This is a genomic window from Kastovskya adunca, from assembly GCF_059505785.1.
In genome coordinates this window covers 95,210-112,364 of record NZ_JCACLG010000033.1, presented here as the reverse complement: position 1 = coordinate 112,364, position 17,155 = coordinate 95,210, and the positions used below count along the sequence as shown (strand labels likewise).

The window sequence follows — 17,155 nt, the reverse complement described above, 5'->3', positions numbered from 1 at the left end:
CAAGCGGACTTCGTTTGTCTGACTGCGAATTTCCTTCGCTAGGTCTTAAATTGACCAGATGAAAACTTTACGCCCCTACAGAAGAAATCACCTCTTCCATTTAGTACTAAATATTTACCCTCAGCTTTCGGCGTTGGGGACGATGGTAATTGTGTTGGATTCTGTATCACTATCAATCTGACTGATCGTTGCCAAATCGTCAACAGAATTATCAACTACAACTTCTGGAGGAACTACTTTCTCCACCGCTTTTTTGCGGAATTTGAGGATGTTTTTAACGCAGTCCACCAAAATTGTGTCGCCTTCAGTGAAGGTGTTTTCCAGTAGCTTTGTAGCAATGGGGTTTTCCAATTCCCGCTGGATGGCTCGTTTTAGAGGACGAGCGCCATAGACGGGGTCGTAGCCGACGTTGGCAATGTAAGTCAAGGAGGCAGGGGAGAGTTCAATTTTGATTTTTTGATCGCGAAGTAGGCGCTCAATGCGTTGCATTTGAATCTTCACGATGGAGCGCAGTTCGTTGCGGCTGAGGGTGTGGAAGATGATAATGTCGTCAACGCGGTTGAGGAATTCGGGGCGAAAGTGCGATCGCAAAGCATCCAGTACCCGTTTCTGCATTTCTTCGTACATTGAGTCATCCCCGGAAACATTGAGGATATGCTCACTGCCGATGTTACTGGTCATGACGATAATCGTATTGCGAAAATCTACCGTTCTTCCTTGGGAGTCGGTGATACGTCCATCATCCAGCACTTGTAGCAAGATGTTGAAAACATCCGGGTGGGCTTTTTCCACTTCATCAAGGAGGACAACGGAGTAAGGACGCCTGCGAATCGCTTCGGAAAGCTGCCCTCCCTCTTCGTAGCCAACATATCCTGGAGGCGCACCAACGAGTCGCGAGACAGCGTGTTTCTCCATGTACTCCGACATATCAATCCGCACTAGGGCGTCACTGCTGTCAAAGAGGAACTGGGCCAGTGCCCTAGCGAGTTCGGTTTTACCCACTCCGGTTGGTCCCATAAACAAGAAGGAACCGATCGGGCGTCCGGGGTCTTTCATCCCTGCTCTGGCGCGACGAATCGCCGCCGCTACAGAGGAAATAGCTTCCTCTTGTCCAATCACGCGTTTGTGTAGATGGGATTCTAGTTGCAACAGCTTTTGGCGCTCCGACTCCATCAAGCGGTTCATCGGAATACCTGTCCAGTTGGCGACGATTTCTGCAATATCGGCTTCGGTAACTTGTTCGCGAGATAAAGCGCGTCCTTGGGACTGCATATCCAGGAGGATGCTCTCTTTGGTTTCGCGATCGCGTTGTAAGTTTTCCAACCGTCCGTACTTCAGTTGCGCGGCCTTATTGAGGTCGTAGGCGCGTTCTGCCTGATCAATTTGGAGCTTGATCTGGTCTTCTTCTTTCTTCAGGTTATTGATATCTTCGCGCAGTTGTTTCTCCCCTTCCCACTGTCCCTCAAGGGCAAAGTGTTTTTCTTCCAAACTGGCGATTTCTTGCTCAATCCGCTCTAGGCGTTCTTTGGAGGAGCGATAAGCACTGCTAACCCCGGGCAGACCATTTTGTTGATTTTCGGCATCAAGAGAGAGCTTTTCCATTTTGAGCTGCATCAACCGCCGCTCAATCGACTCTAACTCTACAGGCTTGGAGGTAATCTCCATTTTTAGCTTGGCAGCAGCTTCATCCACTAAGTCAATCGCCTTGTCGGGTAAAAAGCGCTCAGTAATGTAGCGGTCAGATAGCGTCGCTGCGGCAACTAAAGCGGAGTCGGTAATGGTGACATTGTGGTGAACTTCGTAGCGTTCCTTTAGCCCTCGCAAAATCGAAATTGTATCTTCGACTCCCGGCTGTTTAACAAAAACTTGTTGAAAGCGACGTTCTAGCGCCGCATCTTTTTCGATGTGCTTGCGGTATTCATCTAGAGTGGTTGCACCAATACAGCGTAATTCTCCCCGCGCCAGCATCGGTTTGAGCAAGTTCCCGGCATCCATTGCCCCTTGGGTCGCTCCCGCACCAACGACAGTGTGTAGTTCGTCAATAAACAGGACAATGTTACCTCCTGATTGGGTAACTTCCCGCAACACGGAGCGTAGTCGGTCTTCAAATTCCCCTCGATACTTGGCACCTGCAATCAAGCTGCCCATGTCTAGAGAGATTAACTGGCGGTTTTTCAAAGATTCGGGAACGTCGCCACTAATAATACGTTGGGCGAGTCCCTCTGCGATCGCCGTTTTTCCTACCCCAGGTTCCCCAATTAGCACGGGGTTATTTTTTGAGCGGCGGGAAAGCACCTGCACCACGCGGCGGATTTCTTCATCCCGCCCAATCACAGGGTCAAGTTTTCCCGCTTTTGCTTGTTCTGTTAAGTCTCGTCCGTACTTCTCTAGGGCGTCAAAACGGGACTCAGAACCTTGATCGGTGACTTTTTGAGAGCCACGGATCGCTTTAATTGCTCCCTCTAGCTTTTGAACATCCAGGTTAAAGGTTTTGAACAAGCGCCGTCCTACGCGCTCGTCGGAGGCTAAACCCAGCAGCAAGTGATCGACCGCGATAAAGTCATCCTGCCAAGCGGCTCTAGCTGCCTCCGCGTTATCTAGCATCACATCCAAGCCACGCCCTAGGTACAGTTGGTCAAGGGTGGCAACTTTTGGCTGACGATTGATAAATGCTTCTAAATGTTGCTTGAAAGCCGGAATATCAACAGCAACTCGACTAAGAATCTGAGCAGCTAATCCTTTGTCTTGTTCCAGCAGGGCGATTACTATGTGCTCGACTTCTAGCTGCTGATTTTTGAAGCGGCGGGCAACATCTTGAGACTTAACAATTGAGTCCCAAGCTTGATCGGTGAACTTGCTAGAGTCGGTAGGCTGCATGGGCTAAAACTAACTTCCATTAAAATAGTATCTCCCAGTCGCAGTATAACAATCTGCTCTCCTGGGATAGATATTTAGAACAAAGCCTAGAGCAAAATGCTCTTTGCCTTTCATTTTTTATTGTGGGGAGTCACCCAGATCTAGAGCTAACTAGTTGATACTTAGCGCTTTCGTTGGAGACAGGAGGAATCAGACCAGCGATCGCACTATTTTGCAATCTTCCTGCCCATTAGACCGTGACGGTTGCAGCTTTTAGCTCAAAAATTCTGGCGATCGCATCTTCCACAACCTTATCAGGGGTTGAGGCTCCGGAAGTAACACCGACAACAATCTCCCCTTCAGGAAGCCAGTTTTCTGTTACTTCCAAATCGCGATGTAGGGGTTTATGCTCTACCCGATTGCCAGGGCCGATTCGCTCAGCACTGTCAATGTGGTAGGAAGGAATCTGGCGCTCAATGGCGATTTCTTGCAGGTGAGTCGTGTTGGACGAGTTAAATCCCCCAATAACCAGCATTAAATCCAGCTTTTCGTCCACCAGTTCAAACATGGCATCTTGCCGCTCTTGGGTAGCGTCGCAGATGGTGTTGAAGCTTTGGAAGTGATTGTTTAGTTCGCTAGGGCCATACTTTTTCATCATCGTCCGCTCAAACAACTTCCCGATTTGCTCGGTTTCGCTCTTGAGCATGGTGGTTTGGTTGGCGATGCCAATTTGCTGCAAATCCTTGTCAGGATCGAATCCAGGAGATACGGCGCGGCTAAACTTAGTGAGAAATTCAGCACGATCGCCGCCGTTGAGAATATACTCAGCTACGTATTCCGCTTCTTTTAAGTTCAGCAATACTAGATATTTGTCAGCAAAAGAACTAGTGGCGATCGTTTCTTCGTGGTTGTACTTACCGTGAATGATCGAGGTATAGGATCTTTTCTTGTGCTTCTCAACGGTATTCCAAACTTTCGACACCCAGGGACAAGTGGTATCGACAATCTTGCAGCCCTTATCGTTGAGCAGTTGCATTTCCTGCACGCTAGCTCCAAAGGCGGGCAAAATCACCACATCCCCTGTACCGACAACAGAAAAGTCTTTGCTATCCTCCTCAACGGCAATAAAGCCGACTTTCATGTCCCGGAGGCGCTGGTTTACTGAAGGGTTGTGGATGATTTCGTTGGTAATCCAGATTTGCTCTGTGGGAAACTGTTGTCTCGTTTCATACGCCATTGCCACGGCACGCTCGACACCCCAGCAAAAGCCAAAGGCTTCAGCCAGACGGATACTTACTAGTCCGCGTTTCAGACGATAGTTATTGTCTCGAATTTCTTGAATCAGGTGGCTTTGGTATTCCGATTGTAGTTGGGTAGCCACTTCAGCTTCACGACCAAACCCTTTGCGGTGGTAGTTTTCGGAGCTATGAAGCGAACGTTTGAATGCTTTTGTATCCATATTTTCCTTCAGTTGTAGCGCGATCGCTTGTCTGTAGTTGAGTTTGTCAGCAACTCCGCCGACTTTGCCCCCACTGTGTCAGCCTTGGCATTTCCTCAAAAAGGTAGAACTGACAGCTAGTTGAGCAAGACAACACCCTCAGTGTAGGTTCATCTCGATCGCGATGTACAGCGACCTACTTATCAGTATCAGTTGGCGTGTTCAGTTGCAGTTGGCTGAGAACTTGCAGGGCGTAGTGCCAAACTTGATAGCCTTCGGGACTCAGGTGCAAGCCATCACTACTTAGCTCGGTTTTTAGCTCACCTTCTTCATTGCTGAAGAGGGGGTAAAGATCGAGATAGATCACCTCTTCGGCTTTGGCGATCACTGCTAACTTATCATTGAGTTCTCGGATGCGGCTATTGGGGATCTTTAAGAAGCGATCACGTCTTTCCTCACTCATTTCTTCACCACCGTGAGGCAAAATCGACTGCACAACAATTTTGGTGTCAGGATGCACCCGCCGCAGATAGCGAATAATTGCTTGCTGATTTGCTAGCAGCGTCACATCATCCACTCCCCGGGCTAAATCGTTGATCCCAATCATCAACAAAATTACCTCTGGTTCTGTGCGATCCAGTAGGTTTAAACGGTTCAGCAATCCAGCGCTGGTTTCACCGGAAATTCCTTGATTGAGCCAATAACGATCAGGAGGTAGCAACTCAGGCGGAAACCAGAGGCTCAGAGAGTCGCCAAGGAGGATGGTTAGATTTTTGGGCTTTGAACGGGCAACTACGGTAGCTTCCTGCTTCAGCAGCCGCACCCACTGCCGATAACTGAGCTGATGCCGAGGCCCCAACTCTGGAGGGAGTTCTGGTGGCGGCGGCAAAAAACGGACGATAGATCGCGATTGATTATCGATAGGAGGGGTGTCGAAATAGTACTTGCCCACTAGCACCCAGGCGATCGTCAATGCGAGTAGCCCATTGGCAGCGAGGGATAAAAAAGCCCAACCGGGACAATTCTTCAAGTCGATAGACACACAAAAAGCACTTCAACTCTGTTCTACCAAAAAAATACCCGCCTTTTGCTTAAACAGAAAATGTTAATTTCCAGGCGGGATAAGTTAATTCAATTTAACCATCAACAACAACCGTTGCTTAAGGTTTAAACTTCTGAGCCACGAGCGATATCACCAGTGGTACCTCTAATTCCGGTAGTGGAGCTACCTGCAAAAATATCGGCTTCTTTGACAAAACCGCTGTAGGCTTCCATCCCGTGTTCGCTGATATCTAGTCCTTGGATTTCTTCTTCCTGTGACACACGGATACCAATGATGGCTTTTAGTGCTAACCAGACAACGGTGCTAAACAGAACTGTGAAGCCTCCAATTGAAAGAATGCCAAGGAGCTGAGTGCCGAATTGAGCAAGGCTAGCTTCCTCGTGAAAGATCCCCACGGCAAGCGTTCCCCAGATACCGTTGACTAGGTGAACTGAGAGTGCGCCCACTGGATCGTCAATTCTGATCCGGTCAAAAAAGCTAACGGCGAAGACAACAATGATGCCACCAACACCACCAATGATTACAGCCTCCAGGTAGGAAACACCAGCACAGCCAGCGGTAATGGCCACCAAGCCAGCAAGGATACCATTAATAATCATCGACAGGTCAGGCTTGTGAGAGGTCGCCCAACTGGTAAATGTTGCTGTAATCCCTCCGGCGGCGGCTGCCAGATTGGTAGTTACGGCAATAGAAGCTATTGATTGATTTGCCGCGAGTTCTGAACCAGGATTGAATCCAAACCAGCCGATCCAGAGAATCAAACATCCCAGTGTGGCAATGCTCATATTGTGACCGGGGATGGCGTTGGTGCGACCATCTGTATACTTGCCCTCACGAGGGCCTAAGAACGCCGCACCCATCAAGGCAGCCCAGCCCCCTACTGAATGCACTACCGTTGAGCCTGCGAAGTCAATGAAGCCTCTTTCAGCCAGCCAGCCACTAGCACTCCACACCCAGTGTCCCGTGATCGCGTAGGAAAGCCCAACGAGCAGTAAGCTGAAAATTAAAAAGCTTGTAAACTTAATTCGTTCAGCAACAGCACCGGAAACGATAGTTGCCGCTGTCCCAGCAAAGGCAGCTTGGAAGAGGAAAAAGACGGCGACAGGAAGACCCGATGGGAAAGGATCTAACCCGTAGGTGGCAGATTCGCCGGATAAGAACCAGCCGCCTAAACCGATAAATGCATTTCCTACACCAAACATCAAGGAAAAACCAATCATCCAGTAGGCAATGGTGGCTAGGGCAAATACAATTAGGTTCTTAGCTAGGACGTTGACCGCATTCTTCTGGCGACAGAAGCCAGTTTCTAGCATGCCGAATCCGGCATTCATGAAAATCACCAAAATAGCCGCTACTAAGATCCAGACCGTATTGAGGGTGCCTTGCAGTTCCTCTGTGGTGATCGGCGTTGCATCCTGAGCCTGAGCCGCCACAGCCCAGAGGACAACAATTAATGCTGCCAAAGGGATGCAGACTAACCAGACAGAAGAAAAGGATTTAGCGATCGCTTTCAATGGCTTGAAATAGGACGCATCCCAAACAAATGGAGATGGCTGTTGTGAATAAGGTCGCCGACCTTTGGCAGGTAGCTGCCTCTTTTTGGACGTTAATCTAGGCATCATCACGCTCACTTTGCTGAACTGGGTAAAACAAATACCAACCTTGAGTCAATAAGCTGTAAATTAAGTCATTTAATAATGTGGAATCCGCTTTATTGGGAGAGTCGCAGTATCTGGAAGTCTGCTCCCATTTATACGCTTTACTACCAACTGCTCAGTCGCTGATTGCTTAAGAATTTAGGGGGTTCGGGGATTAGAACCGTCATCTTAAGACAAAACCGTACAAACAACTGGGCAGATCGTCAAGTGACTTAATTCCTCTTCATAAAAGGTCAGTGCTCCATAGGAAACCCTCAAATCTTGTATTTTCTCCCTCGCTATTTTCTGTATCAGAGTATACAAAGATTTGTATCAAAATATACAATTTGTTGATCTAGAGGCAAAATAGTTAGAAATTACCCGAAAAATACCTAAGTAGGGAGTGATTTTCAATAAATTAGTGTTTGGGGAACTTTTTTAGTTAAAAACCTTCTTCTATTGAAGTTTATGTACAACTTCGTTTAAAGCCAGCTAAATAATACTTTTATGGAAAAGGTAAATAACTAGGCTTTAGATTTGCTATATCTTTTGTTTTTGGTAAATGGAGAAACTTCCGTTTATGCGTTACATAAAATGGTTTATAAATCAAAAGTTATAAACTGCTTCAAATACAAAAGATATAATTTTAGATAGATATTGTGAGGTTACAGAGGATATTGTTTATGTCTAGTTTTTCTCGTTGGACATCAAGAAGTGCTGGATTGCTGGCATTAGGACTGACAGCTAGTGCTATTGCGCCCCTTGTTGTCTTAGCACCAGCCACAGCCGCAACCTTTGTGGATGTTCAGAGTCACTGGGCGCGTCCATTTATTGAAGCCTTAGCACAAGAGAACATTATTGACGGGTATTCAGATAGAACCTTTCGACCCGATCAACCTGTGACACGGGCTCAGTTTAATGCCATGGTTCAGCAAGCTTTTGACGAAAATAATGTGATGTTGCCCCGCAAATTTGACATTGAGGCAGCAAACTATTGGTCAAGTCGCGACTTTGGTAGTACTTCATCAACTCGTCAGTTACGTGCCTCTGATCCACTGTCTAGAGGACAGGTATTGGTGTCTTTAGTCAATGGTTTGCGATTGAATGCTAGTGGTTCGACAGCTAATACCTTGAACGTCTATAGAGATGCGTCGAAAATCCCCAACTATGCCCGCGACAGCATTGCAGTGGCAACGCAGAAGGGATTCGTTGTCAACTATCCCAATGTGACGTATCTTGAACCCACTAAAGTAGCAACGCGTGCAGATGTTGCTGCTTTCATTCACCAAGCTTTAGCTAACGAAGGCGTTTTAGCTCCGATTTCCAGCCGAGCTGCGGCATCTAACTACATCGTGCGGGTAACTCCTGGTACGACTCAAGCGACCAACTCGGGTACGACTCAAACGACTAACTCAGGTACTAGTCAAAGCACAACAAGCGGCTCCAACAATCAAGTTATTGTTACTAACCCCAGCAATCGCACTCCTCAATATAAAGTCTCTAGAGGGACAGCGATTGATGTGGAGTACCTAAATTCAGACAGAGTTGTTGTCGCTCCTGGCGAAACAATGAAGATGACGCTTGTCGTAGCCAAGGAGATCAAAAATTCACGGGGAGAAATTCTCATTCCCGCTAACAGTCAAATTGAGGGGCAGTTAGTGCCTCGTTACGAGGGTTCCCGGTTCCTGGGTACGCAATTTGTCGCGCAGCGGTTGATGGTGGGCGATCGCGTTTACACCAACCTCAATGCCACTTCCCCGTTGGTAACAGGCGAAAAGGCGGCGGAGGTGCAATCACAAATTCCGGGAGGTGCGGCAGTCAGTGCAGCGGCTAGAGCCATCTTGGGCACCGTACTGGGAGGCGGTGTCAGGGGAGCCGGTAACATTTTGGGTACGATTTTGGGTCGCAACCCCAGCCCTCAGCAAACTCAAACTCAAAATACTTTGATCATTATTGACCCCGAAAAAGATCTAAAGTTGACCCTCGGTTCTGACTTCTATGTCGAGGGCGCGGTTAGTTCGAGCAGGTAGTAGGTAGCAAGGGGAGTTTGGCGCTTTGACTATTAACAAGGTAGATAAAGCGCCAACTTGCTATCTTCCTAGCTTATTAGGAATGCCGTCGCAGCCGCCGGGGATTGTCTTTCTGGAGCGATCGCCACACCAGGAACAGCAATAGTAACGCTGTTTCTCGTCTAAGCGTTGCACACCTGTAAAGTCGGCGTTTTCGACAACAGCACCAGTAAATGCACCTGTGCGGTAGTCGGGAAACTCGGTACGGCTGCGAGGACTAGCGGTTTCGGCGGCACCGTAGAATAAGCGTGTGCCTTTTATGTCAGTATTGGATAAATTAGCTTCGTACAAAATGGCGCGAGAGAAGTTGGCTCTGACTAAGTCGCAGCCGGTGAGGTTGATGCGGATCATGTTCGCCTCGCTCAGGTCTGTCCAACGCAGGTCAGTTCCTACTAAGTCAGTTCCCGCTAGCATGACGTTCAAGTCAATCACGCGCACCCCATAAAGGCGGTCTTCTTGGTAGCCGCCATTACCATCAAGTATCGGGCGTCCTAGGTGGCGATCGCGTTTTAAAGGCGATAGTAACCGCGACTGAGACAAAAATCGTAATACTTTTGCTTTCCCTAGAGCATCAACACTACCCAGAATTGCAGCGGTGCGTCCTTCGCAAAAGGCACGTTCTTGGGGCCAATCTTCCAGTAATCCCTCATCATCCAGCGCTAGATCGCTAATCCCCTGGAAGTAGGCATCAATGGTTTGCTGCTGGGTAATAACGTTTTGCTGAATCGTTAAATCTCTAGAAATAACGTACTGTCGCCAAGCGATATAAACAGCTAGGACGGCAATTAAAATTTGTCCCAAAGCTCCAATCCACTCGGCAAGGGAGCCAACAGAGTCGGAGTCTAGCCCTCTAAGTACAGTGTCAAACCGCTCGTTAATCCCGGTGAGGGATGCCAGACCGAAGAATGCGGATAAGATACCGAAGGTGGCGACAAAACGCGCCCCCTCCTCCGGAGACAGGGCGCTACTCAGCCAGCGCCGCAGTGGCGTCCAAATTACAGGTAGCGATACGAGTAAGGTGACAATCGCGCCTGAGATACCAATCCAGAAGTTATTGAGGGTTAAACCAACAATTAAAGTGGCGATCGCGGCTAGAGTAATCCAGGTAAGTGGTGGATTAGGATTAGCCTTACCGTGGGCAAGAGCCTCTCGATTTGCTCGTTCTGATACTGGCAATGCTGCCAAATATTTTTCTGTTGTACTCTGCGTCTCTACCGTTGATGACAGCTCATTGCTGCTACTTTCTGTAACAGCTCCGTTATTAACAGCATTATCGGAACCATCGGGCGCGGGGCTAGAAGTGCGAGAATCAGGCTCTGGGGTCATAATTTCAAGTAGGCAGGCAGGGTGAAAGGCTTCGCCTCTTACCTTGAAGATTTTAACCAACCCAAGCCTTCGGTGAATCGCTGCATTTATTGCTCCTCCCTCATCAAATCAGTGGATAGTTCCAAAGCTTTTGAATTAGGCTATGAGCCACCATCCTTACGAGAAGAGTTAGAACTTCTACGGGGAAAGTGATGACAGTACCGCAAGGCAGGGGCGCAAGACAAGAGCGCCCCTACAACTGTCATAGAGGTGATGAGGAAACGATAACCTCTTTCATCCTTCATACTTCATCCTTCATCCTTCAAATACGCTTCCATCGGTTCACAAGAGCAGACGAAGTTGCGATCGCCAAAGGCATTATCAATTCGTCCCACTGGCACCCAGAACTTATGCTCTCGCGTCCAGGGGGCAGGATAGGCGGCTTGTTCGCGGGAGTAAGGATGATTCCATTCTGCACTGAGCAAGCTTTCAGCAGTGTGGGGGGCGTTCTTCAAGAGATTGTCTTGAATGTCCGCTTGTTGGCGTTCAATTGCCTCAATTTCCTGGCGAATCGCTATCATTGCATCGCAAAAGCGATCCAGTTCTGCTTTTGATTCGCTTTCTGTCGGTTCTACCATCATCGTTCCGGCGACGGGCCAAGAGACGGTTGGGGCGTGGAAGCCATAGTCCATTAGGCGTTTAGCGATATCATCGACTTCGATTCCGGCGGATTTTTTGAGCGATCGCAAATCCAAAATACACTCATGAGCAACTAACCCTGACTTACCCTTGTACAAAATCGGGTAGTAAGGCGCAAGGTGATGGGCGATGTAGTTGGCATTGAGAATTGCCACTTTAGTCGCTGTCGTTAAACCCGCCGCCCCCATCATCGCGATGTACATCCAGGAAATCGGTAAGATGCTCGCACTTCCCCAAGGGGCAGCAGAAACAGCCCCAATCGCCTGTTCGCTCCCTAAAGGTATAACTGCATGTCCGGGTAAAAACGACAGCAGATGGGGCATGACGCCGATTGGCCCCATCCCTGGCCCGCCGCCACCGTGGGGAATGCAGAAGGTTTTGTGTAAGTTCAAGTGACAGACATCAGCACCAAAGTCTCCCGGACGGCAAATCCCCACTTGAGCGTTCATATTGGCTCCATCCATATAAACTTGTCCGCCGTGGGAATGGACAACAGCACAGATTTCCTTGATTTGCTCCTCAAAGACGCCATGGGTAGAGGGATACGTCACCATCAAAGCAGCCAGGCGATCGCGATGTTTCTCTGCTTTCTCCTGAAGATCTTCTAAGTCAACATTTCCCTGTTCGTCACAGTTCACCGCTACCACCTTCATCCCACACATCACCGCGCTGGCGGGATTGGTTCCGTGAGCTGAGGTGGGGATTAGGCAAACATTTCGATGTTCTTCGCCCCGGTGTTCGTGGTAGCGACGAATAACGAGTAAGCCTGTGTACTCTCCCTGAGAACCCGCATTTGGTTGCAGCGAAATTCCGGCAAACCCCGTGATTTCGGCTAACCACTCCTCTAGCTGCTGAAAGAGAATTTGATAACCTGGGGTTTGCGATCGCGGAGCAAAGGGATGAATCTTGCCAAACTCTGCCCAGGTGACAGGCATCATCTCGGCTGTCGCATTCAATTTCATCGTGCATGAACCCAAGGGAATCATTGAGGTAGTTAGCGACAAATCCTTAGCTTCTAGCCGATGTAGATAGCGCAACAGCTCAGTTTCCGAGTGGTAGCGGTTAAAGACGGGATGAGTCAGATAGTTGCTGGTACGGGCAAAGGGTTGATTATCTAGAAGCGGATGACCATCCCTGACAACATCTTCCACAGTGAAGGGTAGGGAATCTGAACCCGCGAAAATCTGCCACAGGAGGAGCAAATCCTGTACCGTTGTTGTCTCATCTAAGCTGATGCCAACAGTCTTTTCATTCAACGTCCGTAAATTTACCCCCTGCGCCTGAGCCGCTTCGAGAATAGGTTGCAGAGATTTTGTCCCTAACTCCACCCGTAGGGTATCGAAGAAGGCTTCTGATCCCATCTCGTATCCCAGGCGATTCAATCCTGCTGCCAAGATTACAGCTAGCTGATGAATCTTCTGGGCGATGCGTTTCAAGCCCTGGGAACCGTGATAAACCGCATACATACTCGCCATCACTGCCAGCAGCACTTGGGCAGTACAGATATTGCTCGTGGCTTTCTCGCGGCGGATATGTTGTTCGCGGGTCTGAAGTGCCAAACGTAGGGCAGGTAACCCTTGAGCATCTTTCGAGACTCCCACAACGCGCCCTGGTACTTGGCGCTTGTACTCTGCTTTTGTGGCAAAGTAAGCAGCATGAGGCCCGCCGTACCCTAAGGGAACACCGAAGCGTTGGGTGCTGCCAACGGCAATATCCGCACCAAATTCACCGGGGGGAGTAAGTAAAGTCAGGCTTAAAGGATCGGCGGCGACAGTGACTAAAGCGCCTGCGGCGTGAGCTTTTTCTACAAACTCTCGGTAGTCGTAAATCGTGCCATCAGTTGCCGGATACTGGAGCAGGGCACCAAAAATTCCTGGCTCGAAGTTAAAGGTTTGATGGTTGCCGACAATTACCTCAATTTCCAAGGGTCTAGCGCGGGTTTGCACTACATCAATTGTTTGCGGGTGGCAATCTTGGGAGATGAAGAAAGCATTTGCCTTGGTTTTGCAGATGCCGTAACTCATGCTCATCGCTTCAGCGGCGGCGGTGGCTTCATCTAGCAAAGACGCGTTGGCAATTTCCAACCCAGTTAAGTCAATAATCATCGTCTGGAAATTGAGTAGTGCTTCCAGCCGTCCTTGGGCAATCTCTGCCTGATAAGGGGTGTAGGCAGTGTACCAGTTAGGGTTTTCTAGGATGTTGCGCTGAATGACAGGAGGAGTGATGCAATCGTGGTAGCCCGCACCGATAAATGAGCGGAAGACTTGATTTTGGGAGGCGATCGCTTTTAATTTAGCAAGAGCAGCATACTCACTTTGGGCAGAAGGAAGTAATAGCGATCGCTCCATACGAATCGCCTGCGGTACGGTTTTATCAATCAACTCCTCAAGGTTTGAAAGCCCCAACACCTGAAGCATTTGCTTGACTTGATCAGGAGTTGAACCAATGTGCCGTTGAACAAAAGAAATTGGTTCCTCCATCTCTTTGAGTAGCGCCAGCTCCTCGCCTGTATAGCGCTGATGATTCAACTCCTTACCATTTGCCACGTTGAATGCTCCCAAGGGGACTACGTTACTTCTTTATTCTTTGTAACAATTTTTCCCGTTAGGAAGTGAAATTAGTCCTGAGTCCTGAGTCCTGAGTCCTGAGTCGGGGAGCGGGGGAGATTGGGAGATGAGGAATAGGTGCGGGGGTGCAGGGGAGAAGCAACAACCTTATTCATACGTCCTTCTCTACTCAAGACTCAGCACTCTGTCTTTATCTCTTCCCTACTCTCCTTCTACCAACGCTTGATACTCAGCGGCAGATAGAGCCTCTTCTAGTTCATCAGCATCATTTATACGCAACTTTAGTAACCAGCTTTCGCCATAGGGGTCTTCTCCTAAAAGTTCCGGAGAGTCCACCATCGAATCGTTACGCTCCACAACAGTACCGGAAACTGGAGCATACATATCCTCTACAGCTTTTACCGATTCTACAGTGCCAAAACTTTTACCCCGTTCTAAAGCATCACCAATGTCTGGTAGCTCCAGAAACACAACGTCACCAAGCTGATCGATAGCGTAGGCACTAATCCCAATCGTCGCAATTTCACCGTCTAAGCGGACATACTCGTGGGAGTCTTGATACTTCAAATCTTCAGGATATTCCAGAGACATTAGACAATCCTCAGCCTACTAGAGCTAACTTAAACAGCTTCTAAGTTTACAGCTTCCAATCAGGTTGTTAGCTCCAGCTTTTGTAAGCTTACTCCCGGCTGAAGCACGGGAGCTTTCGCTCTAATACTTCAGTGCGGTCGTTTTCAGCAGCCCTAAACCATGTACCCGCAACACCCTTACGTGGAACTGACACATGGTTTGAACCTCTAGGCTGGCTTGCATTCTGGGTTCCCACCAAGGAACACGAGACCCTGGACTCCAGATGTTGTTTCTACAACCGAGAAAACTCTCGGACAGCCCCATTTTGCTCTGATTTGCGTGTCTTCTCGCCAAACACTGACCTACTGCCGTAGCTGTTAACTCCAGAGCGAAGAGTGCCTTCAGTGCATTTCGGTCTAGACTAACTGTAGTCTATTGAGGACACACATGGTCAGACCAAATGTATTTAAAGTTAGACTTTCGGACGAAGAGTTGCACCAGCTTGAGGTTTATGCAGAATTAAAGCAATTATCATCAGCAGAAGTGATACGAGATTTCATCAAACGACTACCAAAATCTCAAGCTCAAGGCGACTAAAGTCGCAAATTGCGTTCATCCCCGAACTGAAGTTACGGGGCTTCCCGCTGCGAGGTCTTATTCGTGAATTAATTGTTATTGAGAGGTATTGCTTATTTACTAATCAGGCGACTCGGCGAACGATAGAATGGCTTTTTGACTACAACGGCGGGGTAAGTTTTGCCGCGAATTTCTACCTCTAATGGCTGACCGACTTTTGAGAGCGTCGTGGGGATATAAGCGAGCGCGATCGCTTTTCCCAAGGTTAATGACATTGTCCCGCTAGTCACTTCTCCTACAACTTTCCCATCTGACAAAACTGGGTAGCCATGACGAGCAATGTAGCGCCCTTGCATCTCTAGTCCTACTAGGCGCTTTTCCACTCCCTGAGACTTTTGTTGTTCCAGAATCGAACGCCCGATAAAGTCCCCTTTACTGTCTAGATGCACCAACCAACCCAAACCCGCTTCTAAGGGAGTTGTGGTTTCGTCGATATCTTGCCCGTAAAGTGCCATCGCCGCTTCCAGCCGTAGCGTATCTCTCGCCCCCAAACCGCAGGGAACGACACCAGCCGTAAAAAGCGATCGCCATAATTCCAACCCCACATCTGGCTCTACCATTACTTCAAAGCCATCCTCACCCGTATAACCAGTCCGGGCAATAAACCCAGGCTTTCCTAACACCGTCGCCTCCAGATGCCCAAAAGCTTTAATCGACGTTAAATCTTCCTGCACAAACTGCTGAAGCAAACCCACAGCTCGCGCTCCCTGTACAGCAATCAAAATCTTGTCTTTAGTCAAGTCTTGCAACTCCACCGAAGTACCTTCTAAATGCCCCAACAACCAAGCTTTGTCTCGTGTGCAAGTTGCCGCATTAACAATCATCATTCCTCGCTTTTCCCCTGCTTCACCATCTCCCTGGTAGTAGATAATGATGTCGTCAATAATGCCAGCTTGAGGATTTAACAAAACCGTGTACTGCGCTTCCCCGGCTTTCAGACGAGTTAAGTCGGAAGGTACCAAAGGCTGCAAATGTTCTAACAGTTGCCTACCTTTCAACGCAAACTTCCCCATATGGGAAATATCAAACATCCCGGCTGATGTTCGCACGGCTTCATGTTCTGAGGTGATACCGCCAAACTGCACGGGCATTTCCCAGCCCGAAAAGGCCGTGAGGCGAGCTTGTTGCTCTAGCGCCAGTTCGTAGAGAGGCGTCCGGGAAAGGAGGGGGGTTTCGGTTTGCGCTGCTTTTGACTCTGCCACTGATTTTCCAAATTGCCGTTAAATATCTTTCATCTTAGGAGAAGCCAGATCAAAGTCCTGTTATTAACAAGGATTTAGGCTTCGTTTTGCCTCCTGACTGACAAATTTTTTTGAGTAGATGGAGTTGAACAGCGTGGAATCCAACGCAGCTCATACTTTTGGTGATTTATGAGGTTTCCGGACAGCAGACGCCAACAAATGGGTAAATCAAGACGTGTAGGGTTTTTGTCAGTCAATCAAGCCCCTAAACCTACGATATCTGTTCAGATGTCGGCAATCCTCACCTGCATTGATGTTGAGTCACCCTTAAAATTAAATTGTGGAATGTTCTCACGCTTTTGTTGTGAACCAGAACACTTCACAGAATTCCTAAAAATAAGTATTAACAAATGGTCAACAAAGTACAAAAATCTGATCAAGAGTGGCAGCAACAACTCACCCCACAACAGTTTCAAGTAACGAGAAAAAAGGGGACGGAACGCGCCTTTACAGGCGAACACCATGACCGCAAAGAGACAGGTGTTTATAAATGCGTCTGCTGTGGTAATCCCCTGTTTACCTCTGAGACTAAGTACGACTCTGGTACGGGTTGGCCGAGTTTCTGGGCAGCAGTCAGTGAAGACAGCGTCAAGGAAGAAGAAGACCGCGCCCTATTCATGCGAAGAACGGAAGTCGTCTGTGCTAACTGTGATGCTCATTTGGGTCACGTTTTTAATGACGGGCCTCAGCCAACAGGTCAGCGCTACTGCATGAACTCTGCTGCTCTGGAATTTGAAAAGAAAGCGTAATTGAGCGAGTAGCTAATCTACTAATTAATCTTTTAGCTAAGGGCTAGTGGTTTTTCTCCATTACCCCTTAGCTTTTAGCGATACTCCTGACATTGAATATCGCGCAAACGAGCTTTTGGACGTTTAAAGCAGTCTAGCTCCTCAAAGAAGGCTCGATTAGCTTGTAGAGGCTGCGGGTTGGGATCATCCAAGGGATGAAGTAGCGCCGTCCGCATCAAAACTCTTGAAGGATGGTGTTGGGTCTGGATAGATTTTTACCGTGCAAAAACTGACTTTTATACAAAGTCCAACTTAGCAATCCGTCCTGAGAAAGTGTTTGAACTTA

The 17,155-nt window shown here is 48.4% G+C and carries 10 protein-coding genes and 1 pseudogene; 2 read left to right on the top strand and 9 right to left on the bottom strand.

The window, feature by feature from the left end; genetic code table 11:
* Nucleotides 1-120 precede the first annotated feature (120 nt).
* From clpB to AC5JR3_RS13395, 4 genes are all read right to left on the bottom strand, one after another.
* A complete protein-coding gene (clpB, locus tag AC5JR3_RS13410; RefSeq protein ID WP_495846746.1) occupies nucleotides 121-2,877 on the bottom strand; it encodes an ATP-dependent chaperone ClpB in 2,757 nt (918 codons plus the stop codon).
* A 229-nt stretch (nucleotides 2,878-3,106) separates the two neighbouring features.
* Nucleotides 3,107-4,315: a 4-hydroxy-3-methylbut-2-enyl diphosphate reductase gene (locus AC5JR3_RS13405; protein WP_495846744.1), complete on the bottom strand. Its 1,209-nt coding sequence runs from the start codon at nucleotides 4,313-4,315 to the stop codon at nucleotides 3,107-3,109.
* Between the two features lie 175 nt (nucleotides 4,316-4,490).
* The gene (locus AC5JR3_RS13400; protein WP_495846742.1) at nucleotides 4,491-5,336 is read right to left on the bottom strand and encodes a GDSL-type esterase/lipase family protein; all 846 of its coding nucleotides are present in this window, start codon (nucleotides 5,334-5,336) and stop codon (nucleotides 4,491-4,493) included.
* A gap of 125 nt (nucleotides 5,337-5,461) precedes the next feature.
* Entirely contained in the window at nucleotides 5,462-6,979 is a 1,518-nt protein-coding gene (locus AC5JR3_RS13395; protein WP_495846740.1) for an ammonium transporter, read from the bottom strand.
* A gap of 698 nt (nucleotides 6,980-7,677) precedes the next feature.
* On the opposite strand from AC5JR3_RS13395, the gene AC5JR3_RS13390 reads away from it, so the two are divergent.
* A complete protein-coding gene (locus tag AC5JR3_RS13390) occupies nucleotides 7,678-9,024 on the top strand; it encodes an S-layer homology domain-containing protein (RefSeq protein ID WP_495846738.1) in 1,347 nt (448 codons plus the stop codon).
* A 60-nt stretch (nucleotides 9,025-9,084) separates the two neighbouring features.
* Here the strand turns inward: AC5JR3_RS13390 and AC5JR3_RS13385 are convergent, their stop codons facing one another.
* The 4 genes from AC5JR3_RS13385 to gcvT form a co-directional block, all read right to left on the bottom strand.
* Nucleotides 9,085-10,389, bottom strand: coding sequence for a pentapeptide repeat-containing protein (locus tag AC5JR3_RS13385; RefSeq protein ID WP_495846736.1), 1,305 nt, complete (start codon nucleotides 10,387-10,389; stop codon nucleotides 9,085-9,087).
* A gap of 287 nt (nucleotides 10,390-10,676) precedes the next feature.
* Complete coding sequence (gene gcvP / locus AC5JR3_RS13380) at nucleotides 10,677-13,547, bottom strand: aminomethyl-transferring glycine dehydrogenase (RefSeq protein WP_495846977.1); 2,871 nt, start codon at nucleotides 13,545-13,547, stop codon at nucleotides 10,677-10,679.
* Between the two features lie 288 nt (nucleotides 13,548-13,835).
* Nucleotides 13,836-14,225: a glycine cleavage system protein GcvH gene (gene gcvH, locus AC5JR3_RS13375; RefSeq protein WP_495846734.1), complete on the bottom strand. Its 390-nt coding sequence runs from the start codon at nucleotides 14,223-14,225 to the stop codon at nucleotides 13,836-13,838.
* A 668-nt stretch (nucleotides 14,226-14,893) separates the two neighbouring features.
* Nucleotides 14,894-16,042: a glycine cleavage system aminomethyltransferase GcvT gene (gene gcvT / locus AC5JR3_RS13370; RefSeq protein WP_495846732.1), complete on the bottom strand. Its 1,149-nt coding sequence runs from the start codon at nucleotides 16,040-16,042 to the stop codon at nucleotides 14,894-14,896.
* 389 nt (nucleotides 16,043-16,431) lie between these two features.
* Between gcvT and msrB the strand changes: the two genes are divergently transcribed.
* The gene (msrB, locus tag AC5JR3_RS13365) at nucleotides 16,432-16,830 is read left to right on the top strand and encodes a peptide-methionine (R)-S-oxide reductase MsrB (RefSeq protein WP_495846730.1); all 399 of its coding nucleotides are present in this window, start codon (nucleotides 16,432-16,434) and stop codon (nucleotides 16,828-16,830) included.
* A 74-nt stretch (nucleotides 16,831-16,904) separates the two neighbouring features.
* Here the strand turns inward: msrB and AC5JR3_RS13360 are convergent.
* Nucleotides 16,905-17,045 (bottom strand): annotated as a pseudogene (locus tag AC5JR3_RS13360) (CO2 hydration protein); the annotation flags it as partial.
* Nucleotides 17,046-17,155 lie beyond the last annotated feature (110 nt).